This window comes from Micromonospora sp. NPDC005203, assembly GCF_042872705.1.
Classification (GTDB): domain Bacteria; phylum Actinomycetota; class Actinomycetes; order Mycobacteriales; family Micromonosporaceae; genus Micromonospora.
Map to the genome: position 1 here is coordinate 1 of NZ_JBIAKV010000029.1, position 24,371 is coordinate 24,371.

Annotated in this window: 22 protein-coding genes and 2 pseudogenes; 9 read left to right on the plus strand and 15 right to left on the minus strand. The window is 71.7% G+C overall.

Annotated features, from left to right (window positions below):
* Both ACFYPM_RS31865 and ACFYPM_RS31870 read right to left on the minus strand, forming a co-directional pair.
* A pseudogene (locus ACFYPM_RS31865) lies at positions 1-213 on the minus strand (1,4-beta-xylanase); the annotation flags it as partial.
* A gap of 334 nt (positions 214-547) precedes the next feature.
* A complete protein-coding gene (locus ACFYPM_RS31870) occupies positions 548-2,332 on the minus strand; it encodes a family 43 glycosylhydrolase (RefSeq protein WP_387205076.1) in 1,785 nt (594 codons plus the stop codon).
* Between the two features lie 760 nt (positions 2,333-3,092).
* On the opposite strand from ACFYPM_RS31870, the gene ACFYPM_RS31875 reads away from it, so the two are divergent.
* The 4 genes from ACFYPM_RS31875 (at position 3,093) to ACFYPM_RS31890 (ending at position 7,718) form a co-directional block, all read left to right on the plus strand.
* Positions 3,093-3,272 carry a hypothetical protein gene (locus ACFYPM_RS31875; RefSeq protein WP_387205031.1) on the plus strand — a complete coding sequence of 60 codons (180 nt, stop codon included), beginning with the start codon at positions 3,093-3,095 and terminating at the stop codon, positions 3,270-3,272.
* Positions 3,273-3,309: 37 nt separating this feature from the next.
* Positions 3,310-5,643 carry a beta-L-arabinofuranosidase domain-containing protein gene (locus tag ACFYPM_RS31880; protein ID WP_387205034.1) on the plus strand — a complete coding sequence of 778 codons (2,334 nt, stop codon included), beginning with the start codon at positions 3,310-3,312 and terminating at the stop codon, positions 5,641-5,643.
* 155 nt (positions 5,644-5,798) lie between these two features.
* Positions 5,799-6,737, plus strand: coding sequence for a superoxide dismutase (locus tag ACFYPM_RS31885; RefSeq protein WP_387205037.1), 939 nt, complete (start codon positions 5,799-5,801; stop codon positions 6,735-6,737).
* A gap of 123 nt (positions 6,738-6,860) precedes the next feature.
* Positions 6,861-7,718, plus strand: coding sequence for an endonuclease/exonuclease/phosphatase family protein (locus tag ACFYPM_RS31890; RefSeq protein ID WP_387205040.1), 858 nt, complete (start codon positions 6,861-6,863; stop codon positions 7,716-7,718).
* A 27-nt stretch (positions 7,719-7,745) separates the two neighbouring features.
* Here ACFYPM_RS31890 and ACFYPM_RS31895 read toward each other — a convergent pair whose 3' ends face one another.
* Together ACFYPM_RS31895 and ACFYPM_RS31900 are read right to left on the minus strand one after the other, a co-directional pair.
* Positions 7,746-8,633, minus strand: coding sequence for an MHYT domain-containing protein (locus ACFYPM_RS31895; protein ID WP_387205043.1), 888 nt, complete (start codon positions 8,631-8,633; stop codon positions 7,746-7,748).
* A 164-nt stretch (positions 8,634-8,797) separates the two neighbouring features.
* On the minus strand, positions 8,798-11,590 hold the full coding sequence (locus ACFYPM_RS31900) for a DEAD/DEAH box helicase (protein ID WP_387205046.1): 2,793 nt from the start codon (positions 11,588-11,590) through the stop codon (positions 8,798-8,800).
* 86 nt (positions 11,591-11,676) lie between these two features.
* Between ACFYPM_RS31900 and ACFYPM_RS31905 the strand changes: the two genes are divergently transcribed.
* Positions 11,677-12,444, plus strand: a complete 768-nt coding sequence (locus tag ACFYPM_RS31905) for an HAD family hydrolase (RefSeq protein ID WP_387205049.1) — start codon at positions 11,677-11,679, stop codon at positions 12,442-12,444.
* Between the two features lie 199 nt (positions 12,445-12,643).
* On the opposite strand, the pseudogene ACFYPM_RS31910 reads toward ACFYPM_RS31905, so the two are convergent.
* Positions 12,644-12,790: pseudogene (locus ACFYPM_RS31910) on the minus strand (MFS transporter); the annotation flags it as partial.
* Between the two features lie 42 nt (positions 12,791-12,832).
* On the opposite strand from ACFYPM_RS31910, the gene ACFYPM_RS31915 reads away from it, so the two are divergent.
* Positions 12,833-13,750 (plus strand): DMT family transporter, encoded by a 918-nt coding sequence (locus tag ACFYPM_RS31915; protein WP_387205079.1) that lies wholly within the window; start codon positions 12,833-12,835, stop codon positions 13,748-13,750.
* Here ACFYPM_RS31915 and ACFYPM_RS31920 read toward each other — a convergent pair.
* The 6 genes from ACFYPM_RS31920 to ACFYPM_RS31945 all read right to left on the minus strand — a co-directional run bounded on the left by ACFYPM_RS31920 (position 13,713) and on the right by ACFYPM_RS31945 (position 18,564).
* Positions 13,713-14,654 (minus strand): diacylglycerol kinase family protein, encoded by a 942-nt coding sequence (locus ACFYPM_RS31920; protein ID WP_387205082.1) that lies wholly within the window; start codon positions 14,652-14,654, stop codon positions 13,713-13,715. The genes ACFYPM_RS31915 and ACFYPM_RS31920 overlap by 38 nt on opposite strands.
* Positions 14,655-14,797: 143 nt before the next feature.
* The gene (gene tatC, locus ACFYPM_RS31925) at positions 14,798-15,748 is read right to left on the minus strand and encodes a twin-arginine translocase subunit TatC (protein ID WP_387205052.1); all 951 of its coding nucleotides are present in this window, start codon (positions 15,746-15,748) and stop codon (positions 14,798-14,800) included.
* An 18-nt stretch (positions 15,749-15,766) separates the two neighbouring features.
* On the minus strand, positions 15,767-16,081 hold the full coding sequence (gene tatA, locus ACFYPM_RS31930) for a Sec-independent protein translocase subunit TatA (protein WP_355031473.1): 315 nt from the start codon (positions 16,079-16,081) through the stop codon (positions 15,767-15,769).
* A gap of 170 nt (positions 16,082-16,251) precedes the next feature.
* Complete coding sequence (locus ACFYPM_RS31935) at positions 16,252-16,497, minus strand: hypothetical protein (protein ID WP_357249610.1); 246 nt, start codon at positions 16,495-16,497, stop codon at positions 16,252-16,254.
* 10 nt (positions 16,498-16,507) lie between these two features.
* On the minus strand, positions 16,508-17,569 hold the full coding sequence (locus tag ACFYPM_RS31940) for a helix-turn-helix transcriptional regulator (RefSeq protein WP_387205057.1): 1,062 nt from the start codon (positions 17,567-17,569) through the stop codon (positions 16,508-16,510).
* Positions 17,566-18,564 carry a helix-turn-helix transcriptional regulator gene (locus ACFYPM_RS31945; protein ID WP_387205085.1) on the minus strand — a complete coding sequence of 333 codons (999 nt, stop codon included), beginning with the start codon at positions 18,562-18,564 and terminating at the stop codon, positions 17,566-17,568. The genes ACFYPM_RS31940 and ACFYPM_RS31945 overlap by 4 nt, the downstream gene beginning before the upstream one ends.
* A gap of 117 nt (positions 18,565-18,681) precedes the next feature.
* Here ACFYPM_RS31945 and ACFYPM_RS31950 point away from each other — a divergent pair, with 117 nt between their 5' ends.
* Both ACFYPM_RS31950 and ACFYPM_RS31955 read left to right on the plus strand, forming a co-directional pair.
* Positions 18,682-19,707: a cation diffusion facilitator family transporter gene (locus tag ACFYPM_RS31950; RefSeq protein WP_387205060.1), complete on the plus strand. Its 1,026-nt coding sequence runs from the start codon at positions 18,682-18,684 to the stop codon at positions 19,705-19,707.
* 61 nt (positions 19,708-19,768) lie between these two features.
* On the plus strand, positions 19,769-20,854 hold the full coding sequence (locus ACFYPM_RS31955) for a DUF3866 family protein (RefSeq protein ID WP_387205063.1): 1,086 nt from the start codon (positions 19,769-19,771) through the stop codon (positions 20,852-20,854).
* 108 nt (positions 20,855-20,962) lie between these two features.
* On the opposite strand, the gene ACFYPM_RS31960 is transcribed toward ACFYPM_RS31955, so the two are convergent.
* The 4 genes from ACFYPM_RS31960 to rfbA all read right to left on the minus strand — a co-directional run bounded on the left by ACFYPM_RS31960 (position 20,963) and on the right by rfbA (position 24,194).
* A complete protein-coding gene (locus ACFYPM_RS31960; protein WP_387205066.1) occupies positions 20,963-21,157 on the minus strand; it encodes a hypothetical protein in 195 nt (64 codons plus the stop codon).
* 99 nt (positions 21,158-21,256) lie between these two features.
* Positions 21,257-22,615 (minus strand): Pup--protein ligase, encoded by a 1,359-nt coding sequence (gene pafA, locus ACFYPM_RS31965; RefSeq protein ID WP_124816920.1) that lies wholly within the window; start codon positions 22,613-22,615, stop codon positions 21,257-21,259.
* 68 nt (positions 22,616-22,683) lie between these two features.
* Complete coding sequence (rfbC, locus tag ACFYPM_RS31970; protein ID WP_387205069.1) at positions 22,684-23,307, minus strand: dTDP-4-dehydrorhamnose 3,5-epimerase; 624 nt, start codon at positions 23,305-23,307, stop codon at positions 22,684-22,686.
* Positions 23,304-24,194 (minus strand): glucose-1-phosphate thymidylyltransferase RfbA, encoded by an 891-nt coding sequence (rfbA, locus tag ACFYPM_RS31975; RefSeq protein WP_387205073.1) that lies wholly within the window; start codon positions 24,192-24,194, stop codon positions 23,304-23,306. Before rfbA ends, rfbC begins: the two co-directional genes overlap by 4 nt.
* A gap of 87 nt (positions 24,195-24,281) precedes the next feature.
* On the opposite strand from rfbA, the gene ACFYPM_RS31980 reads away from it, so the two are divergent.
* Positions 24,282-24,371 (plus strand): NAD-dependent epimerase/dehydratase family protein (locus ACFYPM_RS31980; protein ID WP_387204081.1); only part of this gene is annotated, 90 nt, incomplete at its 3' end.

Sequence of the window (24,371 nt, forward strand, 5' to 3'; positions counted from 1 at the left end):
GTTGAACTCGCGGTTCAGGATCGTCACGTACGCGTTGTCGGAAAGCTTCTGCCCCGCGACGGCAGCGCCGAAGTAGCGGCCCTTCTCGGCCGCCGACGCCTTCAGGGTCGTGCCGGCACTGGCCGTGGAGGTCAGCGTCATCGTCATGCCGGCGGCGAGTGCGCCGGTGGCAGCGACGGTCACCGCCAATCGCAGGACTCTCTTGTGATTCATGCGAATTCCTTGTCTGTGGTGGTTCGGTGATGGAGACGGGTCGGCTCGCGGTGGCGACACCAGGACGAACGAGAGCCCGGTCGCCAGCACGGCACCGGTGGTGGGAGACCCCGACACGACGTCCGGCATGCCCTGGGCGGACGTCGAGTTCCGAGGTGCGACCAGCAGGCTCGCCCGGTGAACCACAGGTGCGGCCGCCCTCAAACATCGACTGTGAGCGATAACATGCCGTTCGTCAAGTCGTAACGATCCGCTGTCGCGGGCGGGCCGCTCCGGTCATCCCGGCCGGGGCTGTGCTGCCGGAGCCGTCCGCAGACGGCTCCGGCAGCACCGGTCACTGGAACGAGGCGTCGTCGATGAGGAGGCTGTCGGTGCCCGCCGCCGTCTCGACGTAGAAGGTCGCGTTGGACAGCGTGCCGTTCCACGACACGGTCGTCGTGCCGGTGAGCAGGGTCCAGCCGTTGACGTTCACCCCCACGGCCGGGGTGAGCTGGACGTAGTTCGTCGTACCGTTCGCGGTCAGCGACAGGGTCGCCTTGGCCGACGGCGTGCCGCTCTGCGCCCGTACCCAGACGTTCGTGGTGTAGCTCTTGCCGTTGGTGAGCTTCGAGGTCACGTCCTGGCCGGGGCCGTTCCACGCCGCGGTCCGGCCGGTGATCGACAGCGACCCGCTGCCGCCGTGGGCGACCGACGTGTTCCGGGCGAGTGTCCCGCTGCCGTGCACACCCCAGCCGGTCGTGCCGTTCTCCACGTCACCGTTGGTGAGCGCGGTGCCGCTGCCGCCGGTGCCTCCGAACTGCCACCAGTTGATGTTGAACAGGTTGCCGCTGCCGCCGGCGAAGCGGAGGTACAGGTCATGGGTGCCGGTGGCGCCGGTGACCCCGCAGGTGGTGCTGGCCCAGGTCTGCCAGCCGCCCGTGCCGCCCACGGTGCAGGTGCCGACGACCGGGCCGCTGGCACTGTCGAGGCGGACCTCGATACGCCCACCGCTGGTGGCCGAGGCGACCCGTGCGGTGAACGACGTCGCGCCCGCGCCGAACGCGACGCCCTTGACCTTGACGTAGTCGCCGTTCTCGATCCACCCGACGTTCATACCGCCCTCGCTGGCGGCCTCCGTCTCGATCCCCGAGCCCCACGCGATCGTCTCGGCCTCCTGGCGCGCGTACGGGTTCAGCGTCCCCACCTGCGGCGCACCGGTCGTGCTCATCGTGATCGTCGGGAACATCCCGGTGGAGGTGTAGGAAAACCGCTCCACCGCCACCGACCGGGTGTAACCACTTCCGCCGGGCAACGCCCCGTTGTGATAGAAGAAGTACGAGCCACCGTTGAAGTCGACGACTCCGGCGTGATTGGTGAAGCTGGCGCCCTGCCGCGGCATGATCGTCCCCCGGTACGTCCACGGCCCGGTCGGACCGGGAGCCGTCGAGTACGCGATGAACTCCGAACAACACTCCGCCGCGAACACGTTGTAGTACAACCCGCCGCGCTTGAACACCCACGGCCCCTCCTCGTACAGGGTCGGCCGAGTCGCGTTCCCCGTCCGGGTGCCGAACCCCGCGGTCGTCAACGGAATCCGCGTCACGCTGCCCGAGTAGGAGATCATGTCCGCGTTCAGCCGGACGTACCACAGACCCGGATTACCCCAGTACAGGTACGCCTGCCCGTCGTCATCAACGAACACGTTCGGGTCGATCTCGTTGTTGCCCACCAGGGGCCGACCGAGCGCGTCGCGGAACGGCCCGGTCGGGCTGTCCGCCACGCCGACGCCGATCACCATCTGTCCGTTCGACCGCTGCCGGACCGGCACGTACCAGTAGAACTTCCCGTTGCGCGCGACCACGTGACCGGCCCACGCGTTGGCATCCGCCCAGGCGAACGTCGCCAGACTCATCGGCGATCCATGATCGGTCCAGTTCACCATGTCCGCCGACGAGAACACCCGCCAGTCACGCATCGTGAAATACGTCGACCCGTCCTCGTCATGACCCGTGTACAGGTACACCCGGCCGTCGTGGACCATCGGGGCCGGATCAGCGGTGTACACGTGCTGAACTATCGGATTGTCCGCCTTGGCGGCACTGGCCGGGACCAGTGCGAGGACGCAGACGAGGCTCGCCAGCCAGGCGACGGCGCGCCTGAGCCCGTGGGTGGTGGGGGTGGTGGTGGCTCGAGTTCTCACCTTCACGATTACTCCCAGAGAGAGTGCGCTGTGCGCGAGGTCCGCGTCGAGTCGACGAGTCACCGCCACCCGGATTGCCGGTCGAACGAGCTGCACCGTGCGCGTGTGCAGGAGCATGGGCGGCACCCGTGTTAGCGCTAACAGATCATCGTCGACGCCTTCCTCGGCGGTTGACCTGGACTTTTGGGCGATGCGGAGCGCCCGTCGTAACGACATCGCCGCAAGGATGTAGCGACGATGACATCCAAGATTTACGATGCAACGTACTGAGCCGTGCAGCCGACGTCAACGGGGTGGTCACCGCCCGCCGGCATCGACTGCCCGTTACGCGCTGTTATCTTCTGGTGGCCAGAAGCCCCATCCGCGTCCATTCCGGACCGATGGCGATCCCCTCGACCGTCGCCGACCAGGGTTCACGGCGTACTGCCACCGGAGCGACGCGGCAGGGCGATCGGCGCGGCGCACTCGGGGGTTGCGGGCGTGTTAACGACCAACTATGTTAGCGATCACATCGATGTGCCGCGATAGGCCTCCGGGCAGCCCATCGCGTCCACGGCGACCCTGCTCCACCACCACCGCACCCGCCGTGCGTGTTTTTCGCTGACGACCCGCCGCCATCGATGCGCCGCCGCCAGCCGGCCCCCGACCACCGCTCGGGCGGCCACCACACCCGTCCCGCGCCTCGGAAAGGTCGCCTACCGTGCCGCTGACTCGACGCACGTTCACCCAGGGCGCCCGGTGCGCCGCTGCCACCGCCGGCGGCGCGCCGAGTCTTCCGAGCGCCGCCGTCGCCGCGCCGACGACCGCCAGCACCGACGCGCACCGCGGCAGCTCACGCACCGCCGACCGGCAGCACGCCACCGTTCGCACCACCCCGTAGCGCACCCGTCCCCGTACCGAATTTCCCGGAGGTTCCCATGCCATCCCTGCCCCTCAGCCGCCGCCACCTCCTTCAGGCCGCCGGTGCCACCGCGGTGGTCTCCGCGGCCGGCACCACCCTCGTCGCCGGCAGCGCCGCGGCCGCCGTCGTCCCGCCGGTCCGGGCGGACATCGGCGTCTCGGCGTACGCGTTCGACCTCGGTCAGGTGCGGCTGACCTCCGGCCGTTGGATGGACAACCAGTCGCGGACGCTCAACTACCTGCGGTTCGTCGACGTCGACCGGATGCTCTACAACTTCCGCGCCAACCACCGGCTGTCCACGAACGGCGCCGCCACCAACGGAGGCTGGGACGCGCCGAACTTCCCGTTCCGGACCCACATGCAGGGCCACTTCCTGAGCGCGTGGGCGTACGCGTACGCGGTGCTGGGCGACACCACCTGCCGGGACAAGGCCAACTACATGGTCGCCGAGTTGGCCAAGTGCCAGGCGAACAACGGTGCCGCCGGCTTCGGCGCGGGCTACCTCTCCGGCTTCCCGGAGTCCGACTTCAACGCGCTCGAGGCACGGACGCTGTCCAACGGCAACGTGCCCTACTACTGCATCCACAAGACCCTCGCCGGGCTGCTCGACGTCTGGCGCTACATCGGCAACACGCAGGCCCGTACGGTGCTGCTGTCCCTCGCCGGCTGGGTCGACACCCGGACGTCGCGGCTGAGCTCCAGCCAGATGCAGTCGATGCTGGGCACCGAGTTCGGGGGCATGAACGACGTGCTCGCCGACATCTACCAGCAGACCGGTGACAGCCGGTGGCTCGCCACCGCACAGCGGTTCGACCACGCCGGCATCTTCGACCCGCTGGCCTCCGGCCAGGACCAGCTCAACGGTAAGCACGCCAACACGCAGGTGCCCAAGTGGATCGGCGCGGCCCGGGAGTTCAAGGCCACCGGGACCACCCGTTACCGGACCATCGCCAGCAACGCGTGGAACATCACCGTCGGCGCGCACACCTACGTCATCGGCGGCAACAGCCAGGCGGAGCACTTCCGGCCGCCGAACGCGATCGCCGGCTACCTCACCAACGACACCTGCGAGCAGTGCAACACGTACAACATGCTCAAGCTGACCCGGGAGCTGTGGCTGCTCGACCCGAACCGGGCGGACTACTTCGACTTCTACGAGCGCGCGCTGATGAACCACCTGATCGGCGGACAGAACCCGGCCGACAGCCGCGGCCACATCACCTACTTCACCCCGCTGCGGCCGGGTGGCCGTCGGGGCGTGGGCCCGGCGTGGGGTGGCGGCACCTGGAGCACCGACTACAACTCGTTCTGGTGCTGCCAGGGCACCGGCCTGGAGATCAACACGAGGTTGATGGACTCCATCTACTTCTACAACGGCACGACGCTGAGCGTGAACCTGTTCACGCCGTCGGTGCTGAACTGGACCCAGCGCGGCATCACGGTCACCCAGACCACCAGCTTCCCGGTCAGTGACACCACCACGCTGACCCTGTCCGGCTCGATGAGCGGCTCCTGGAGCATCCGGGTGCGGATCCCGTCCTGGACCAGCGGCGCGACGATCACCGTCAACGGCACGGTGGAGAACGTCACCGCCACCCCGGGCAGCTACGCCACGGTCACGCGCACCTGGGCCGCGGGCGACACCATCACCGTGCGGCTGCCCATGCAGGTCGCCGTCAAGGCCGCCAACGACAACGCCAACGTCGGAGCGGTCACCTACGGCCCCACGGTGCTGGCCGGCAACTACGGCAACACGGCCCTGAGCACCCTGCCCACCCTCACCGTCTCCTCGATCACCCGGACCAGCACCAGCTCGCTCGCGTTCACCGCCAGCGCCAACGGGTCCACGGTGAACCTCGCCCCCTTCTACGACGCCCACGGCTACAACTACACGGTCTACTGGAACACCAGCGGCAGCGGCGGCCCCACCGGCAGCTACCGCCTGGTCAACGTCGGCACCGGGCTGGTCCTCGGCGTGCAGAACATGTCCACCGCCGACGGTGGTCTGGCCGTGCAGTGGAGCGACAGCGGCACCGCCGACCACAACTGGGTGGTCGTGACCGACGGCAACGCGGTCCGGTTCCGCAACGTCCACAGCAACAAGGTGCTGGGTGTGGAGAACATGTCCACCGCCGACAACGCCCGGGTCCTGCAGTGGGCGGACAACGGCACCGCCGACCACCGGTGGATCCTCGTCGACAACGGTGACGGGACCTACAAGATCCGCAACGTCAACAGCAACAAGCTGCTCGCCATCCTGAACGCCTCGACCGCGATGGGTGCGCAGGCGGTGCAGGATTCGGACAACGGCAGCGCGGACAACCGCTGGCGGCTGGTCCGCAACGCCTGACGATCCGCCCAGCTCGCCGGCGCGCCGGCGCGGTCACCTCAAGGACCGCGCCGGCGACGCCGGGCGAGCGGGCGGTCGTACAGTGGCAGGGTCCTGGCCCCAGTGATCGTGGTGGATCTGTCGGCCCGTGCCGCGGTCCGCCCGGAAGGAGCACAGTGAACCGACCTCTTCGGGCCGCGCTCGGCGGTGCCCTGACCGCCGCCCTCCTGACCTGCCTCGCCGTCGCGCCCGCGCAGGCACACCCCGCCGGGCGGCTGCCCACCGTCCTCGCCCTGCCCGACGGGTTCGCACCCGAGGGCATCGCCACCGCCGGCCGGTACGCGTATGTCGGCTCCCGCGCCACCGGCGCCATCCAGCGCGTCGACCTGGTCACCGGCCGGGGTACGACGATCGGCGCACCCACCGGCACCCCGTCGCTCGGCCTCAAGATCGACCCACGCGGCCGGCTCTTCGTCGCCGGGGGCACCGCCGGCGACGCCCGCGTGCTCGACACCCGCACCGGTGAGGTGCTGGCGCGCTACCAGTTCGCCACCACCCCGACGTTCGTCAACGACGTCATCCTGACCCGCGACGCCGCGTACTTGACCGACTCCAACCGGCCGGTGCTCTACCGGCTGCCGCTCGGTCGTGGCGGCGCCCTGCCGCCCGCCGACAGCTTCACCACCATCGCCCTGACCGGGGCGTACCAGCAGGTCGGCACCGGCGTGAACCTCAACGGCATCACCACCACACCGGACGGCAGTGCGCTGATCGTCGTGCAGTCCAACACCGGGACGCTGTACCGGGTCGACCCGGCGACCGGCGCGACCACCGTTGTGGACGTGCCCGGCTACACCTTCACCAACGGCGACGGGCTGCTGCTGCGCGGGCGCACGCTCCACGTCGTGCAGAACAGCCTGAACACGATCGCGGTGGCCACGCTCAACCACGCGGGCACCAGGGGAACGGTGAGCGGCACCATCACCGACCCGAACTTCGACGTGCCCACCACCGTCGCCGAGGCGTTGGGCCGGCTCTACCTGCCCAACGGCCGCTTCACCACGCCACCGACCCCGACCACGCCGTACACCGTCGTCGCGGTCCGCGCCCGCTGAGGTGGACCGAGGGGGTACGCGCACCGCGGGTGCCCCCTCGGCCGCCCCGGCGGCGAGGGCCGGCAGTCAGTAGGATCACGGGCACCTCGGCGACGACTGCCGCCCTCTGCACCCGGAGCCCGCGTGGCCGACCCCCGCTCGCACCGCCTTCTGCGTCGCGCCCTGGCCGTCGGCTGTCTGCTCGCCGCCGCCGCACTGCCCGCCGGGCCGCCGCCGGCCAGCCCGGCGGACCGCACCGGGCCGACGGTCCTGCGGGTGCTCCAGATGAACCTCTGCAACAGCGGCCGCGCCGCGTGTTTCAGCGGCCGATCCCTGCCACGGGCCACCGAGGTGATCGGCACCGAGGCGCCCGACCTGGTCACCCTCAACGAGATCTGCCGGGACGATGTGGCCGTCCTGGAGCGGGTGTTCGCGACGGTGCACACCGGGCGGCGGGTCGTCTCCGCGTTCCAGGCCGCCGGTGACCGCCCCAGCGGAGGCGACACGCGCTGCCGCAACGGCCAACCGTACGGCGTGGGACTACTGACGCGGGCGCGGGCGCCGGACACCGCGCCTGCCGTGTACCGCGGGATCCACCCGACGCAGGACCTCGCGGACCCCGAGGAACGAGCCTGGCTCTGCGTCGACGTCGACGCGGTCCTGCTCGCCTGCACCACACATCTGGCGGCCACCGGCTACGCGGTCGCGCTCGCCCAGTGCCGCCACCTGCTCGACACGATCCTGCCGCCGATCCGTCGGCGGAGCGGGTACGTGCCCGTCCTGCTGAGTGGCGACCTCAACCTGCGCGCCGGCGGCGACCCCGACGTGCGCTCCTGCGTAGCGCCCGGGCACCAGCGGATCGACGACGGCGCGCGGCAACACGTCGTGGCGACGACCGACATCGGCCTCTGCTGCCGCAGGTCGGTGCCGATGCACGGGACGACCGACCACCCCGGGCTGCTGGCCACCCTCCGGATCGACGGCGGCCGGCCGACGACCTGACCCCGCATCGGCCGTGCCGCGCCCCGATCAGCGGGGTGGGGTGTCCCGGCGGGACGGGAACGGGGTGCCCGGCTGACCGAGGGTGGAGCGGGCGCGCAGCCCGACCGGGTCCGGGGCGGCGGCGGGCGTCGACGCGGCAGCCGGCTCCGGGACCCGTCGCCCATCGAGGTACGCGGCGGCGGCCCGGTCGTCGTCGGTCGGGGCGGCGAGCAGGGCGTAGAGCAGACCGACGACGCCGAAGATCACCGCCACCATGATCGGCACCAGCAGGGTGCTCACCTGGGCGCCGGTCACCCCGCCCACGCGTTCGTGCCGGTGCACCGACAGGGCGCTCATCCCGGTGAAGTGCATCCCGTTCACGGCGATGCCCATGACCAGCGCGGAGACGAAGATCGCCAGCCCTCGTTGAACGGTCATCGCGAGCCACAGCGCGACGGTGGACGCCACGACAGCGATGACCACCGAGAGCACGACGCGGAGGGAGTCGTAGCCGAGGCTGCCGTTGAGGCGCATGGCCGCCATGCCGGTGTAGTGCATGGAGGCCACCCCGGCGCCGGTGAAGATGCCACCGGCGACCAGACGTACCGGATTCAACCGGCCGGTGCCCACGATGGCCAGGCCGATACCGACCGCCACCACGGCGATGGCCGTGCTCGCCGCGGTCAGCGGCACGTCATAGCGGATCCGGGTGCCCTCGACGGCGAAGCCCAGCATGGCCATGAAGTGCATCGCCCAGATGGCGGTGCCGCCGAGCGCCCAGGCCGCCAGCAGACCCCACCAGGCCCGCTGGCCGGTCGTGCGCGCGGTACGGATGCGCCCCGCGCACACCAGCCCGAGGACCGAGCCGAGCACGGACAACGCGTAACTCAACGCGGGTGTGATCCACCCGTACTCAAAGTGATTGATATCCGCCACAGCGGTCTTCTCCCCGATCGTTACCGGCGCGTCAACGAAGGCGCTCGGCAATGATCAGGGGTGGCGTGATCAGGCGCAACAGTGCCCCCCAGCTATTCGGGGGGTGCTGTCGCGGTGACTGTCCGAAGCGTTGATTCGACGGCGATCGTGACTGAATGTGACGATCAGGCGGTGGTGTGATACGCCAGCACGCCCCGGTTGACGGCCGCGATCGCCTGCCGGGCGGTGGACCGCAACTCCGGCGAGGCGCCGCCGGAGTCGGCGAGCTGACCGAGCAGGTCGACCACCTGCCGCGCCCACCGGACGAAGTCACCGGCGGGCATCTCGCCGTCGATCTCGTGACCACTGCCGAGCACCTTGGCCAGCGCCTCGCCCCGGGCCCACCGGTAGACGGGCCAGGCGAAGCCCAGATCCGGCTCCCGGGTCGCGGTCAGCCCTCGCGTGGCCTCGTCGGCCTCGATCTCGCCCCAGAGCTTCACGGTCTCGTCCACCGCGTCGGCCACCGGCCCCCGCGGCAACGACGCCCGCTCGTCGACGTCGCGACGCGCCTCGAAGACCACCACCGACACCGCGGCGGCCAACTCGGCCGGCGACAGGCCGTCCCACACCCCCCGGCGCAGGCACTCGGCGACCAGCAGGTCCGCCTCGGTCCAGATCCGACCGAGCATCCGGCCGGCGTCGGTGACCGCGCCGTCGCGAGCGAGGTAACCGCGGTCGGTCAACAGCGCCACGATCCGGTCGAAGGTCCGCGCCAGGGACCCGGTCCGCCCGGAAACCCGCTCGCGCAGCTCCTCGGTGTCGCGCTCCAGCCGCCGCCGGCGCTCCGCCCAGCGGGCGTGGTCCTCCCGCTCCGGGCAGGCGTGGCAGGGGTGGTTACGCAACTCGGTGCGGAGCTGGGCGATCTGGTGATCGTCGCCGGCCGCCTGCCGGGAACGGCCACCCCGCCGGCCGCCGTGCCGGTCCAGGCCGGTGCCGCTGACCTCGGCGGCCAGATCCCGCCGGGCGCCCGGTGAACGGTGGTTGAAGTGCTTGGGCACCCGGATCCGGGCCAGCACCTCGGCCGGCGTGGTGAAGTCACCGGGGCTGACCCGCCCGGCCCACCGGTCCTGGGTGAGCACCAGCGGCCGGGGCTCACCGAACCCGCCGGTCGCCGGGTCCAGCACGACGGCCAGGCCGGCCCGCCGGCCGGACGGCACCCGGATCACGTCGCCGATGCGCAGCCGCTCCAGCGACGCCACCGCGGCCGCCTTGCGCTGGGTCTGCCCCTGCCGGGCGATCGCCTTCTCCCGGTCCGCGATGGCCACCCGCAGCGCGAAGTACTCGTCGAAGTCGCCGTGGTGGCAGGCGGCCTCCGCGCCGTACGCCTCGATGGTCTCGGTGTTGCGCTGCACCTGCCGGGCCAGGCCGACCACCGACCGGTCCGCCTGGAACTGGGCGAACGAGGACTCCAGCAGTGCCCGAGCCGGTTCCGCGCCGACCGTGCCGACCAGGTTCACCGCCATGTTGTACGACGGCCGGAAACTGGAGCGCAACGGGTACGTGCGGGTGGACGCCAGCCCGGCCACGTGCCGTGGGTCGGTCTCCGGGGACCACACCACGACGGCGTGCCCCTCCACGTCGATGCCCCGACGGCCGGCCCGACCGGTGAGCTGCGTGTATTCCCCAGGGGTCAGGTCGACGTGCGCCTCACCGTTGTACTTGACCAGCCGCTCCAACACCACGCAGCGGGCCGGCATGTTGATGCCCAACGCCAGGGTCTCGGTGGCGAAGACCGCCTTGACCAGGCCCCGGACGAACAACTCCTCGACGATCTCCTTGAACACCGGCAGCATGCCGGCGTGGTGGGCGGCCAGGCCGCGCTCCAGGCCGTCGAGCCACTCCCAGTAACCGAGCACCGACAGGTCCTCGCTGGGGATCGCGGTCACCCGCGACTCGACCACCCGCCGGATCTCGGCCCGCTCGTCGGGCGAGGTGAGCCGCAGACCGGCGGCGAGGCACTGCTGCACCGCGGCGGCGCACCCGGCCCGGCTGAAGATGAACAGGATCGCCGGGAGCAGACCCTCCCGGTCCAGCCGGTCGACGATGTCCGGGCGCAACGGCCCACGCCAGCGCGGGCCACGCCGGCCGGAGCCCGGCCCGGCGCTGCGCCCCTCCCCCAGCTCCAGGCGGCGCACCTGGTCCCGGGTGTAGCGCAGCAACTCCGGGTGCACGTCGTGCTTGCGGGCGGCGTCCGCGTCGTGGAACAGGTCGAACATCCGCTTGCCGACCAGCATGTGCTGCCACAACGGCACCGGTCGGTGCTCGCTGACCACCACCGCGGTCTCGCCGCGCACGGTGACCAGCCAGTCGGCGAACTCCTCGGCGTTGGACACGGTCGCCGACAGCGAGACGAGGGTGACCGAGGAGGGCAGGTGAATGATCACCTCTTCCCACACGCCACCGCGGAACCGGTCGGCCAGGTAGTGCACCTCGTCCATCACCACGTACGCCAGCCCCTGCAACGTGCTGGAACCCGCGTAGAGCATGTTGCGCAGCACCTCGGTGGTCATCACCACCACCGGCGCGTCACCGTTTATCGCGTTGTCGCCGGTCAACAGGCCAACCTGTTCGACACCGTAGCGGGCGACCAGGTCGTGGTACTTCTGGTTGGACAACGCCTTGATCGGCGTGGTGTAGAAGCACTTGCGCCGGACCGGCGGGTCGTCGCCGGGCGCCGGGTCGTCGGGCCTCCCGCGCAACGCCAGGTGGACCGCGAACTCCCCCACCACCGTCTTACCGGCCCCGGTGGGGGCGCAGACCAGCACCCCGCTGCCCCGCTCCAGTGACTGACACGCCTCCCGCTGGAAGTCGTCGAGGTCGAACCCCAGATCGAGGGCGAACTCGTCCAACGCCGGAAACTCTGCGGCCTGTGCGGCCCGGCGGCGCGCCGCTGCGTACCGCTCGGCGGGGCTCGACATGGCACCAAGATTAGTGCGTGCCGGGAGCGGGCACCCGACAAGGCCGTCCGGTTGGGCCGTCTGGGACGGTCGGTAGGGTGCACGACGTGCCGGACCATGCGCAACCGCCCCAGACTCGTTCGCCGGGCAGCCCCGAGGCCGCCGCCCCCCGGGCGTCCCGACGGCCCGTCAAGGCGGTGCTCTTCGACTTCCACGGCACCCTGGCCCAGGTGGAGGAGCCCCGGCAGTGGGTGCTGGAGGCCGCGGCGGCGTGCGGGGTCACCCTGGACCGCGTCAAGGCCACCTCACTTGCCGACCGTCTGCTGACCGCCGGGCGTGCCGGCGGGCCACTACCGGCGCGGGTGCCACCGCGACTGGCTGAGCTGTGGGCCGACCGGGATCTCTACCAGCACGCCCACCGGGGCGCCTACACCGGGCTGGCCGAAACGGTCGACGCCGGCATCGAGGGCTTCGCCGACGCTCTCTACGACCGGCTGCTGACCGCCCAGGGCTGGCTGCCGTACCCGGACACCGCGCCGACACTGACCGCGCTGCGCGCCGCCAGAGTACCCGTGGCGGTGGTCAGCAACATCGGCTTCGACGTACGACCGCACTTCGACACCTGGGGGCTGACCGACCTGGTCGACGCGTTCGTGCTGTCGTACGAGGTGGGGCGCTGCAAACCCGACCCGGCCATCTTCTGGCGGGCCTGCGGCATGCTCGGCGTCGACGCGGAGCAGACGCTGATGGTCGGCGACACCCCGGCGGACGCGGGAGCGGTGGCGGCGGGCTGCGCGGTGCTGGTGCTCCCCACCGCCGACCCGGGTCGGGAGAACGGGCTGGGGGCGGTGCTCGACCTCGCCCTGCCGGGCTGACCCGCGCGCCGTCAGGCCGGAACCAGAAGCCGTACGCCGGTAGCAGCTCGGGGCCGAGCGGCAGCGGAGTCAGACGGTCGCTGCCGCCCGCAGCGGACGCCAGGCCACGACAGTGATCGTCGCCATCATCACGGCGGCGATCCAGAACGGCGTGGTGATCCCCCAGAGGCTGGCGAACAGGCCGCCCAGGAGTGACCCCCTGCCCGAAGACGGCTCCGGCGATGGAGGCCGGATGGTCGGTGACGGAGGCGACCAGCAGCGGGCCGGCAGCCATGGCGACGCCGTCGCCGACGTTGGACACCGCGGCGGCGGTCCACAGGTTGGTGAGCCGACCGCATTTCGGCAGGTCGACACCGCCGCGAGGGAGCCGGAGCCGACCGCTACCGTCGTGCGCGTGACCGAGACGCTGCTGCCCACGCCCACGCCGGCCGACACGCCACCGGCCCGGCGCGGCGGCGTCGTCGCCGTGGGGCTGGTGCTCGGCGGGGCGGTGTCGGTGCAGTTCGGGTCCGCCGTGGCCGCGCTGCTCTTCCCGCGTACCGGGGTGGCCGGCGCGGTGACCCTGCGGCTGACCATCGCGGCGGTGCTGCTGCTCATCGTGTGCCGGCCCCGACTGCGCGGGTACGACCGGTCGGCCTGGCTCGCGGCGGGCGCGTTCGGGTTGGCGCTGGCCGGCATGAACTCGCTGTTCTACCAGGCCATCGACCGCATCCCACTGGGGCCGACGGTGACTCTCGAGGTGCTCGGCCCGTTGGCGCTGTCGGTGTTCAGCGCCCGGCGACTGGCGAGCTGGGGCTGGGCGGGGCTCGCCCTGGCCGGGGTGGCGCTGCTCGGGCAGAGCGGCTTCGACCGGCTCAACCCGGCCGGGGTGGCCTTCGCGTTCGGCGCGGGCGCGATGTGGGCCGCGTACATCGTGCTGAGCGCCCGGGTCGGCGGCCGGTTCCCGGGCGCGGACGGGCTGGCCCTGGCGCTGACCGTCGCCGCGCTCGTCACCCTGCCGCTGGGCATCGTGGACGGCGGCGCGGTGTTGCTCGACCCGCCGGTGCTGGCGCTCGGCGCCGCCCTCGCGGTGCTCGCCTCCGGGCTGCCCTACACCCTCGAGCTGCTGGCGCTGCGACGGATGCCGACCGCCACGTTCGCGGTGCTGATGAGCCTCGGCCCGGCCGTCGCCACGCTCGCCGGGTGGCTGGTGCTGCGGCAGGCCCTCACCCTGCTGGAGTGCGCCGCCATCGTGCTGGTCATCACGGCCAGCATCGGAGCGGTACGGGTCAACGCAGCAGCCGCACGGCGCCCGGAACAGCGCTGATCGTCACCGGCAGCTCCAGGGAACGTTCCCCGTCGGCGTACGTGACGATGCCGTCGGCGGCCAACTCCACGGTGCGGGCCCGGTAGCTGCTCACCAGGGGGTGGCTCACGTGGGTGCCCTGGTAGATGCGCGGCTTCACCCGGATCAGCGTCCGGCGGTTGACCCGACCCGCCACCACCACGTCCAGCAGCCCGTCGGTCGGGTCGGCGGCGGGACAGATCCGCATCCCGCCCCCGTACGTCGGGCAGTTACCCACCGCCACCAGCACCGCGTCGAGGTCGTGCGGCACCCCGTCGAGGCGCAGCGTGTAGCGGCGGGGGCGCAGCCGGGCCAGCTCGACCAGGATCGCCAGGTCGTACCGGCGGGGGCCGCGCGGCCAGCGCATCCGGTTGGCCCGCTCGTTGACGATCGCGTCGAACCCCGCCGCGAGGACCGCCCCGAACCACCGCTCGGCGCCGTCGGCCCCGGTCATCCGGGCCAGATCGACGACGTGGGTCCGGCCGCCCCGCAACGCTGACACGATCACCTCCACCGCCGCCACCGGGTCGGCGGGAAATCCGGTGTCGAGGGCGAAGTCGTTGCCGGTCCCCGCCGGCACCGGACCGAACGGCACGGCGGTGCCGGCGACCGCCTGCATCGCCTGGTGCACGGTGCCGTCCCCACCGATCGCGACAAGCGCGCCGATGCCGTCGGCGACGGCGGCACGACAGGCCGCCTCCGCCTCGCCCGGACTGGCCGCCGACAACACACGGACCGGTCGGCCGGCGGCGGCCAGCCCGTCCAGCAGCCGGGGCAGCAGTGCCCGGTGCCGCCCCCGACCGGCGGTCGGGTTGGCGAGCACCGCCACGGGGCCGCCGGGGAGCGGGGCGCGGTCGGCCGGGGCACCGGCAGGCGGGCCGGGCAGGTGATCGTCTGCGGTCACGGGCAGCACCGTACCGGTCGGACACTCACCGTTTCCCGGGGGCAGGCACGGACACCACCGGTAACGCGCCGACGCCGCCCCCGGGGAACGGGGACGGCGTCGGCGGACCGGGCGGCGCGGGGCCGTCAGGTCATGTCGTCGTAGCGCCGCTCGATCGGCGCCGGTGCGGCGACCGGCTCGGGTACGCCGATCGGCGCGACCGAGTCGACCCGCTGCCCGGCCACGACCGGGTCCGCGTCGAACTCCAACGGCGACACCTCGTCGTCGTCGATGCCGGCGTAGATCTCCTTGCCCCGCCCACGCCGCTTGTCATTGATGAACGCGATACCCACCGCGCCGAAGTAGAGCGCGGAGAGGCAGAGCGCCAACGCGGTCATCCCGAACGGGTCCGGGGTGGGGGTGACGACGGCGGAGAACGCGAAGAAGACGAAGATCGCCACCCGCCACCAGCTGAGCAACCGTTTCGCACTGGCGATGCCCACGAAGTTGAGCATCAGCACGACAAGCGGGAACTCGAACGCCACACCGAACAACAGGATCAGGTTGGTGACGAAGGAGATGTACTTAGTGATCTCCAGTGTCGTGCTGATCTGGCTGTCCGAGATGCTGAGCAGGAACTCCAGGCCCTTGGCCGTGACGAAGTACGCCAGCACCGCGCCGGCCGCGAACAGCGGCGCCGCCAGAGCGGTGAAGAAGTACGCGTAGCGCCGCTCGTGCCGGTGCAGGCCGGGCGCGATGAACGCCCAGAGCTGGTAGAGCCAGATCGGCGCGGCCACGATCAACCCGACCCAGAGCGCGACCTTCAGGTTGAGCAGGAACAGGTCGGCCGGGCCGAGTTGCACGAACTCACACTTGCCGTCGACATATCTGGCCTGAGGCAGGTCGCAGTAGGGCTGCTGGAGCAGGTGCAGCACCGGCTCGGCCAGCCAGAAACCGAAACCGAAACCGATCAGGATCGCCAGAGACGCACGGAACAGACGGTTACGCAGCTCGCGGACGTGCTCGATGAGTGTCATCGAGCCGTCGGCGGCTCGCTCGAACGCCTTGGGGCCGCGTTTGCGCAGTGCGAAGGCCACGGTGGTGGGGCCCTTCGGTCAGTTGTCGCGGACGCGGTGCACCGGGTCGACGACCGGCTGCTGCGTCGGCGCCTGCTGGTACGGCGCCTGCTGCGGCTGCCCGGCGTACGGCGCCTGCTGCCCGGCGTGCGGCGGCAACGGCTGGTAGCCAGCCTGCGCGTCAGCCTTCTCGGCGAGGTCGCGGTCGTCGTCCTGCAGGCTCTTGGTCTCGGCCTTGATGATCCGCAGCGACCGACCCAGCGAACGAGCAGCGTCGGGAAGCCGCTTCGCCCCGAAGAGCAGGATCAGCACAACCACGAGAACAGCGATGTGCCACGGCTTGAGGGCACCCATGAGAAGCTCCAGTCGCTCTGTGTCCGAGGGGTGGTACGCAGCCCATCGTACGTGCGGATCGGCTGCCTGACACCCGCCGGGTGGGGGTGGTTCGGCACGAAGGGTGAAGTCTCGACCAACACGCGATGATCCGTCAACAGCCGCCGGGCACCCAGCTCGGCGGGGCGCGATCAGCCGCGCTTGGCCTTGATCACCGCGAGCCGTTGGGACGTGGTGTCGAGTTGGCGTTGGACATCCTCGGCGCGCTGCTGCAACACCTCTGCGGTCTCCCGCAGCGCCTCGGCCTCGGCGGCCCGTCGCTGCAACGCCACCGCGGCGCGGCGCAGCCGAGGCAGCCGGGTCAGCACCGGGCGTACGGCCAGCACGAGCGCCACGAGCGGGAGCAGCACCACCGCGAGCACGATCCAGATCAGCACGGCGGTCAGCCTACTGGGTACGGCCGGCCACCGCCGGGTCGCCCGCCGGCTCGCTCGTCGCGTCGACCTCGGGCACCCGAAGCACGGCCGCGGGGGCGGGGGCGGGCACGGCGTAGGCGTCCAACGCGGCGGTCGCCGCCGCTCGTACCTGCTCGGCCAGCTCGGCCGGGGCGACCACGACGGCGTCCGGGCCGAGGCCCAGCACGAACCGGCGGGCCCAGCCCAGGTCGGTGACCCGCAGGGAGACCAGCCACTGGTCGCCGTCACCGGCCTCGACCCGCTCGCACGGATAATATTCGGTGATCCACCGCTCGCTCCGGCCGATGCGCAGCGTGATCAGCGGCAGGTCCGGCGAGGGGCGGAAGACACCCTCGGTGAGGTCGTGCGGAACGGCCTGCGGCGGGACGGTGGCCGGCTCGGGTAGCTCGGTGATCGCGTCGATCCGGTCTGCCCGGAACAGGCGGACCGCCTCCGCGCGCCGGCACCACGCCTCCACGTAGGCCCGGCCGCCGACCATCAGCATCCGCAGGGGGTCGATGACGCGCTCGGTGGTCTCGTCCCGGGCGGCGGTGTAGTAGGTGATCCGCAGCGCCCGGCCGCCCTTCACGGCGGTCCGCAGCGCCTCGACCCGCGGGGTGTCGCCGGGCAGCCGGACCGCCACCGGGGCGCCCACCAGGTCACCAGCGTCCTCGATCTTCGCCAGGGCGCGTTCGACGGCCTCCCGGTTGGCCACCCCGGGCGTCTCGGCGAGCATCCGCAACGCCACCACCAGCGCGAGGGCCTCGTCCGGGGTGAGCCGCAGCGGCCTGTCGATGCCGGCGTCGTAGGTGATGGTCACCCGGTCACCGTCGAACGCCATGTCGATCAGGTCGCCGGGGCCGTAACCGGGCAGCCCGCAGACCCACAGCAACTCCAGGTCCTCCCGGAGCTGGCGGTCGGTCACACCCAGGTCACCGGCCGCCTCGGCGATCTCGATGCCGGGTCGGGCCAGCAGGTAGGGCACCAGGTTGAGCAGGCGGGCCAGCCGGTCGGCGGACGCGCGGGAACCGCCCCGGGCGGCCGGGCGGGTCACCGGGCACCGCCGGTGACGGCCAGCTCGTCGTGCCGGACGGCGATCTCCTTGAGTCGTTGGATGACCGCGTCGCGGACCTCCGGTGGGTCGAGCACCCGCACGTCCGGGCCGTAGCCGACGAGGTGGCCGGCCAACCCGTCCGGGTCCGCGTACGGCAGGACCAGGCGGTCGCCGTCCGGCCCGGTGGTCACCTCCACGGCCCAGCGCCGCAGTCCGGCGGCCCGGCCCGCGGCGGCCAGCACGGCGGCCCGGCCGGTGCGCTCCACCGGACCCGACCAGCGGGCCACGTGGCTGATCAGGTCGACGTTCGGCGGCGGCTGGTACGCGCCGGGCACGCCCGTCACCCGGACCGTGCCGACCACCCGGGACAGCCGGAAGCAGCGGGTCGCCGCCCGGTCCAGGTCGTGGCCGACCACATACCACCGGCCGCGCCAGCAGACCACGCCCCACGGTTGCAGTCGCCGCCGGCTGGGCGCGTCCCGGTCGGGCACCCGGTAGTCGAAACCGACCTCGCGGCGGTCCCGGGCGGCGGCCGTCAGCGGCGCGAACGCCGGATCGACGGTGACCATCGGCTCCAGGCCCAGGGTGGCCTGCGGATCCACGTCCACCCCGGCGGCGCGCAGCTTGGCCAGCCCGGACGACGCGGCGGCGGCCAGCCCGGCGTGCTGCCACAGCCGGGCGGCGATGCCCACCGCGGCGGCCTCGTCGGGCTCCAGCAGGATGTCGGGCAGCGCGTACTCGCGGTGGGCGATCCGATAACCCGGCTCGGCGTCGAAGGCGCTCGCCGTGCCCGTCTCCAGTGGCACACCCAGCTCACGCAGCTCGGCCTTGTCCCGCTCGAACTTGCGTTGGAACGCCTCGTGGTCGCGCGCGTCGTCCGGGTCGTGCTCGTAGCCGGGCACGGTCGCGGCGATCTGCGCGGCGGTCAGGAACCGTCGCGTGGACAGCAGACAGATCACCAGGTTGACCAGGCGTTCGGTGCGGGTCCGCGACACCCGGTAGACGCTAGCAGCCGACACGCCGGCGACGTGCACCCACGCGGGCGTGCCGCACACTTGTTCGGATCCGGCCTCCCCCAACGCCTCGCCGTTTCCGGTCATAGGGTGATCCTCATGTCGCAAGCGGAGGACCGGATGTCGCAGGCGGAGGCCAGGCCGGAGAGCGAAAGCGTCGGCACGGTCGTCGTCGCGGGTGTCGCCAACCTCGCCATCGCGATCGCCAAACTGATCGCCGGGCTGATCTCCGGATCGGCCGCGATGCTCTCCGAGGCCGCCCACTCGGTCGCCGACACCACCACCGAGGTGCTGCTCTTCCAGGCGCTGCGCCGAGGCGCCCGGCCGGCCGACCAGCGACACCCCTTCGGGTACGGCAAGGAAAGCTACGTCTGGGCGTTCTTCGCCGCGATGTTCACCTTCGTCGCGGGGGCCGGTTTCGCCGTCACCCACGGCGTCACCACGATCCTGGTGCACCAGCACAGCGGCGACTACCTGGTCTCGTACCTCGTCCTGGCGGTGTCGTTCGTCATCGAGTCGATCTCCCTGGCCCGGGCGGTGCGGCAGGTCCGCCGCGAGGCGCGGCGCTGGCACACCACGCCGCGGCGGTTCCTGCGGCTGACCGCCGACACCACCGTCAAGGCGGTCTTCCTGGAGGACAGCGCGGCGCTCATCGGTCTGCTGCTCGCCGGGGCCGGCGTCGGCCTGTCCCACGCCACCGGCGACGAGGTGTGGGACGGCGTCGCGTCGATCCTGATCGGGCTGCTGCTGCTGACGGTCGCCGGGATCCTCGCCGGCAACAACCTGTCGCTGCTGGTCGGCCGGGCCGTCCCGGAGCGGCTGCGCCGCGAGATCGAGCAGGACCTGGCCGGACTGCCCGAGGTGGAGCGCATCGACACCCTGTTGACCATGCAACTCGGCCCGCAGGACATCCTGGTCGCCGCGAAGGTCGACTTCCGCGACGAGGCCACCGGCGCGCAGATCGAGGCCACCGCCGACGAGGCCGAGCGACAGCTCACCGAGCGGTACCCGGAGATTCGCTTCGTCTTCCTCGACCCCACCCGCTCACTGCCGGGGGCCACCGGCACCGCCCGACACACCCAGGCCGGGCCGACCCCGGACGCCGGCGGCCCCGAACCGACCTGATCCGCCACCACCGCCGTACCCGGGCGCGGGCCGTCGGGTCCGCGCGGCTAGCGTGCCCGTCATGGTGCGATGGCGTACGGGGACGGTGGCGACGCTGCGACGGCAGTGGACCGGGGCGGTGGAACTCGACGTCGACCTGCCCGACGGCACGCGCATGCGGGCGCTGGCCTACCCGGAGTTGGTCGGCACACCCGAGCCCGGCGACCGGGTGCTGCTCAACGCCGGTGCGCTGCTGATGGGTTTGGGCACCGGCGGGTACGCCCTGGTGGTGGCCCTGCCGGACCGACTGCCGCCGGACCCCCCGGAGGTCGGCGACACCCGCGACGCCGGGCACCTGGTCAAGGCCCGCTACACGCCGTTGCAGCCGATCCTGCTCGGCGTCGACGAGGAGGCGTCCCCGCACCGCGCGGTACTCGCCGACGCGGACGACCTCGGCGGCCTGCCGGTGGTCACCGCCGATCTGCACTCGGCGCTGCCGGCGATCCTGGCCGGCATCCGGGCCGACCTCCCGCAGGCGCGGGTGGCGTACCTGCTCACCGATGGTGGGGCGCTGCCTGCCTGGTTCTCCCGCACCCTCGCCGGGCTGCGCGCCGACCTGGCCGGCACGATCACCGTCGGACAGTCCTTCGGCGGCGACCTGGAGGCGACCACGTTGCACGGTGGCCTGCTCGCCGCCAGGTACGTGCTCGACGCCGACCTGGCCATCGTCGCCCAGGGTCCCGGCAACCTGGGCACCGGCACCCGGTGGGGGTTCTCCGGTGTCGCCGTCGGTGAGGCGGTGAACGCGATCGCCACCCTGGGTGGACGGCCGGTCGGCTCCCTGCGGATCTCCGACGCCGACCCCCGCCCCCGGCACCGGGGCGTGTCCCACCACAGCCTCACCGCGTACGGCCGGGTGGCCCTCGCCCCGGCGGAGCTGGTGGTGCCCGACGACCTGGACCCGGCCCTCGCGGCCGAGGTGGACGCGTCGTTGGCCCCCCTCGCCGCCCGGCACCGGATCGTCCGGGTGCCCACCGCCGGTCTCGACGCCGCGCTGCGCGCCAGCGCCGTGCCGCTGTCCACGATGGGCCGTGGTCTCGACGCCGATCACGCGTACTTCCTGGCCGCCGCCGCGGCAGGCCGCCACGCCGCCACCCTGCTGTCCTAACCCCCGCCCGCCCTCTGCCCCGTTGGTCATCGGGTTGTTGCCCGCCGCCTCGGAGTGTCAGGGCAATAACCCCATGATCAACGCGAGCATCGCGGGGGTGGGGTGGGGTTAGGCCAGGAAGACCAGGGCCAGCCAGCCGCCGACGATGAGCACCAGCGCCAGCGCCAGCACCCACGTCGGCACGGTGTATTCACCACGGCGGTTACGGTCGACCTCGGCGCGGATCTTCTCCCGCCGGCGTTCGACCCAGTTCTGCCGCTCGGCGCCGCGCTGAGGGCGGTCGGAAGGTCCAGAAGTCGTCATGGCGGACCAAGCTTACCGGCCACCGCGCCGGCCGCGCCGGTGCGCCCACCGGTAGGCCGGCCCCGTCGGCGGACACCACCGCCGGAGCCGGCAGAACCGTCACATGCTGGCGATGAGCCGCTCCACCCGCTCGTCGTACGCCCGGAACGGGTCCTTGCAGAGCACGGTGCGCTGCGCCTGGTCGTTGAGCTTCAGGTGCACCCAGTCCACGGTGAAGTCCCGCCGCTTCTCCTGGGCGTGCCGGATGAACTCGCCGCGCAGCCGGGCCCGGGTGGTCTGCGGCGGCGTCTCCTTGGCCTCGAAGATCTCCGGGTCGGTGGCCACCCGGTCGACCTCGCCACGCCGCTCCAGCAGACCGTAGAGGCCGCGACCGCGACGCACGTCGTGGTAGGCCAGATCCATCTGCGCCACCCGGGGGTGCGACAGCGGCAGGTCGTGCTTGCGCTGGTAGCGCTCGATCAGCCGCAGCTTGCTGACCCAGTCGATCTCCCGCGAGACCGGCTCCAGGTCACCGGACTCCACCGCGTTGAGCACCCGGCCCCACAGCTCGACGACCCGCTTGGCGGCCTGGTCACCGCCGCGCCGCTCAACGAACTCGGTCGCCTTGGACAGGTACTCCTGCTGGATGTCCAGGGCGCTGACCTCCTTGCCGTTGGCCAGCCGCACCTTGCGCCGACCGGTGATGTCGTGCGACACCTCCCGGATCGCCCGGATCGGGTTCTCCAGGGACAGGTCGCGCATCACCACCCCGGCCTCGATCATCCGCAGCACGATGTCGGCGGTGCCGACCTTGAGCAGCGTGGTGACCTCGTTCATGTTGGAGTCACCGACGATGACGTGCAGCCGCCGGTAGCGCTCGGCGTCGGCGTGCGGCTCGTCGCGGGTGTTGATGATCGGACGGCTGCGGGTGGTCGCCGAGGAGACGCCCTCCCAGATGTGCTCGGCCCGCTGCGACAGGCAGTAGACCGCGCCGCGTGGGGTTTGCAGGACCTTGCCGGCCCCGCAGATCAACTGCCTGGTCACCAGGAACGGGATGAGTACGTCAGCCAGCCGGCCGAACTCCCCGTGCCGGGAGACCAGGTAGTTCTCGTGGCAGCCGTACGAGTTGCCGGCCGAGTCGGTGTTGTTCTTGAACAGGTAGATCTCACCCGCGATGCCCTCGTCGTGCAGCCGCTTCTCCGCGTCGACGAGCAGGCCCTCCAGGATCCGCTCGCCAGCCCGGTCGTGGGCGACGAGATCGGTCACCGAGTCGCACTCCGGTGTCGCGTACTCCGGATGCGACCCGACGTCCAGGTAGAGCCGGGCTCCATTACGCAGAAAGACGTTGCTCGACCGACCCCAGGACACCACGCGACGGAACAGATACCGCGCGACCTCGTCCGGGGACAGCCGCCGCTGCCCGCGATAGGTGCAGGTGACGCCGTACTCGGTCTCGAGGCCGAAGATTCGCCGCTCCATGGTGTGACATTAGCCGCCCGGAGGCCCGGTTCGTCACTGTCACACCACAGGTCGTGCCCCGGGGGTGGTCACATACCGGTTGAGTGCGACATTCCGTCCGGACCGAGGCTCGCCACGAACCGCCGGCAGTTGTCGTACTCCGGAAGCAGGCCGCTCTCGCGGGCCTGGGCGAGGGTCGGCGCCGCGTCGTCCCGCGCGGACAGCAACGGAACGTCGGCGGGCCACTCGATGCCCAACTCCTCGTCCAGCGGGTGCACCGCGTGCTCACCCGTCGGGTTGTAGCTGGCCGAGCAGAGATAGCTCAACGTGGCGTCGTCGGTGAGCGCGCAGAAACCGTGCCCCAGCCCCTCGCTGAGGTAGACCGCCCGACGGTCGGTGTCGTCCAGCCGGACGCCCTCCCAACGGCCGAAGGTCGGCGAGCCCACCCGCAGGTCCACGATGACGTCGAGGACCGCTCCGCGCACACAGGTGACGTACTTGGCCTGCCCCGGCGGAACGTCGGCGAAGTGGATGCCGCGCACCACGCCACGGGCGGAGACCGACAGATTGGCCTGGGCCAGCCGCAGCGGATGCCCCACCACGTCGGCGAGCTTGTCGAAGCGGTACCACTCCATGAACATGCCGCGCGGGTCGCCGTGCTGCTGGGGGGTGATCTCCCAGGCGCCCTCGATGCTCAGCTCCCGGATCTTCACCAGGCCACCCCCTGGCGGCCAGTCGGCTCGGCGAGCAGACCGAGCAGGTAGTCGCCGTAACCGCTCTTGGTCAACGGCGCGGCCAACGCGCGCAGCTGATCGTCGTCGATGAGGCCGGCCCGCCAGGCCACCTCCTCGACACAACCGATCTTCAGGCCCTGCCGCTCCTCGACCACCCGGACGAACTCGGCCGCCTGCATCATGGAGGCGAACGTGCCCGTGTCCAGCCAGGCGGTGCCCCGATCCAGCACCGTCACCGACAGCTCCCCGGTCTCCCGGTACACCTCGTTGACCGCCGTGATCTCCAGCTCGCCGCGGGCGCTCGGGGTGAGCTTGCGGGCGATGTCCACGACCCGATTGTCGTAGAAGTACAGGCCGGGCACCGCGTAGCGGGACTTCGGCAGGGCCGGCTTCTCCTCGATCGAGAGCACCCGGCCGGCGTCGTCGAAGTCGACCACACCGTATTCCTGCGGGTTGGCCACCTGGTAGGCGAAGACCCGCCCGCCGACCGGGTCGCCGTGCGCCGCGAGCTGCCGGCCCAGACCACCACCGTGGAAGATGTTGTCGCCGAGGATCAGCGCCACCGACTCCGTGCCGATGAAGTCCGCGCCGAGGATGAAGGCCTGCGCGATGCCCTCCGGGCGCTCCTGGCTGACGTACTCCAGCCGCAGCCCGAACTGGCTGCCGTCGCCGAGCAGCCGACGGAACTGGTCCTGGTCGTCAGGGGTCGTGATCACCAGGATCTCCCGCACCCCGGACATCATCAGGGTGGAGAGCGGGTAGTAGACCATCGGCTTGTCGAAGACCGGCATCAGCTGCTTAGACACCGCACGGGTGATCGGCCAGAGCCGAGAACCGGTGCCGCCGGCAAGTAGGATTCCACGCACCGGGGCAGCCTAGCGGCACAGAAGCAGGATGTGCGGGGGGGTCGCGCCCCGCGCAGCGCACCCAACTTCGCGTACACTTCCCGACCCGTGAGGATCCTCGTCACCGGCGGAGCCGGATTCATCGGGTCGGAGTACGTTCGCCTGCTGCTGGGCAAGCCCCTCGGCAGTGCCGACGGC

Bases quoted from the DNA above. Each gene is read 5' to 3' on its own strand.
- ACFYPM_RS31880 (WP_387205034.1), top strand. From the start codon at position 3,310: ATGCCATCCCTGCCCCTCAGCCGCCGCCACCTCCTTCAGGCCGCCGGT.
- ACFYPM_RS31900 (WP_387205046.1), bottom strand. From the start codon at position 11,590: ATGTCGAGCCCCGCCGAGCGGTACGCAGCGGCGCGCCGCCGGGCCGCA.
- tatA (WP_355031473.1), bottom strand. From the start codon at position 16,081: ATGGGTGCCCTCAAGCCGTGGCACATCGCTGTTCTCGTGGTTGTGCTG.
- ACFYPM_RS31950 (WP_387205060.1), top strand. From the start codon at position 18,682: ATGTCGCAAGCGGAGGACCGGATGTCGCAGGCGGAGGCCAGGCCGGAG.
- ACFYPM_RS31955 (WP_387205063.1), top strand. From the start codon at position 19,769: ATGGTGCGATGGCGTACGGGGACGGTGGCGACGCTGCGACGGCAGTGG.
- ACFYPM_RS31960 (WP_387205066.1), bottom strand. From the start codon at position 21,157: ATGACGACTTCTGGACCTTCCGACCGCCCTCAGCGCGGCGCCGAGCGG.
- pafA (WP_124816920.1), bottom strand. From the start codon at position 22,615: ATGGAGCGGCGAATCTTCGGCCTCGAGACCGAGTACGGCGTCACCTGC.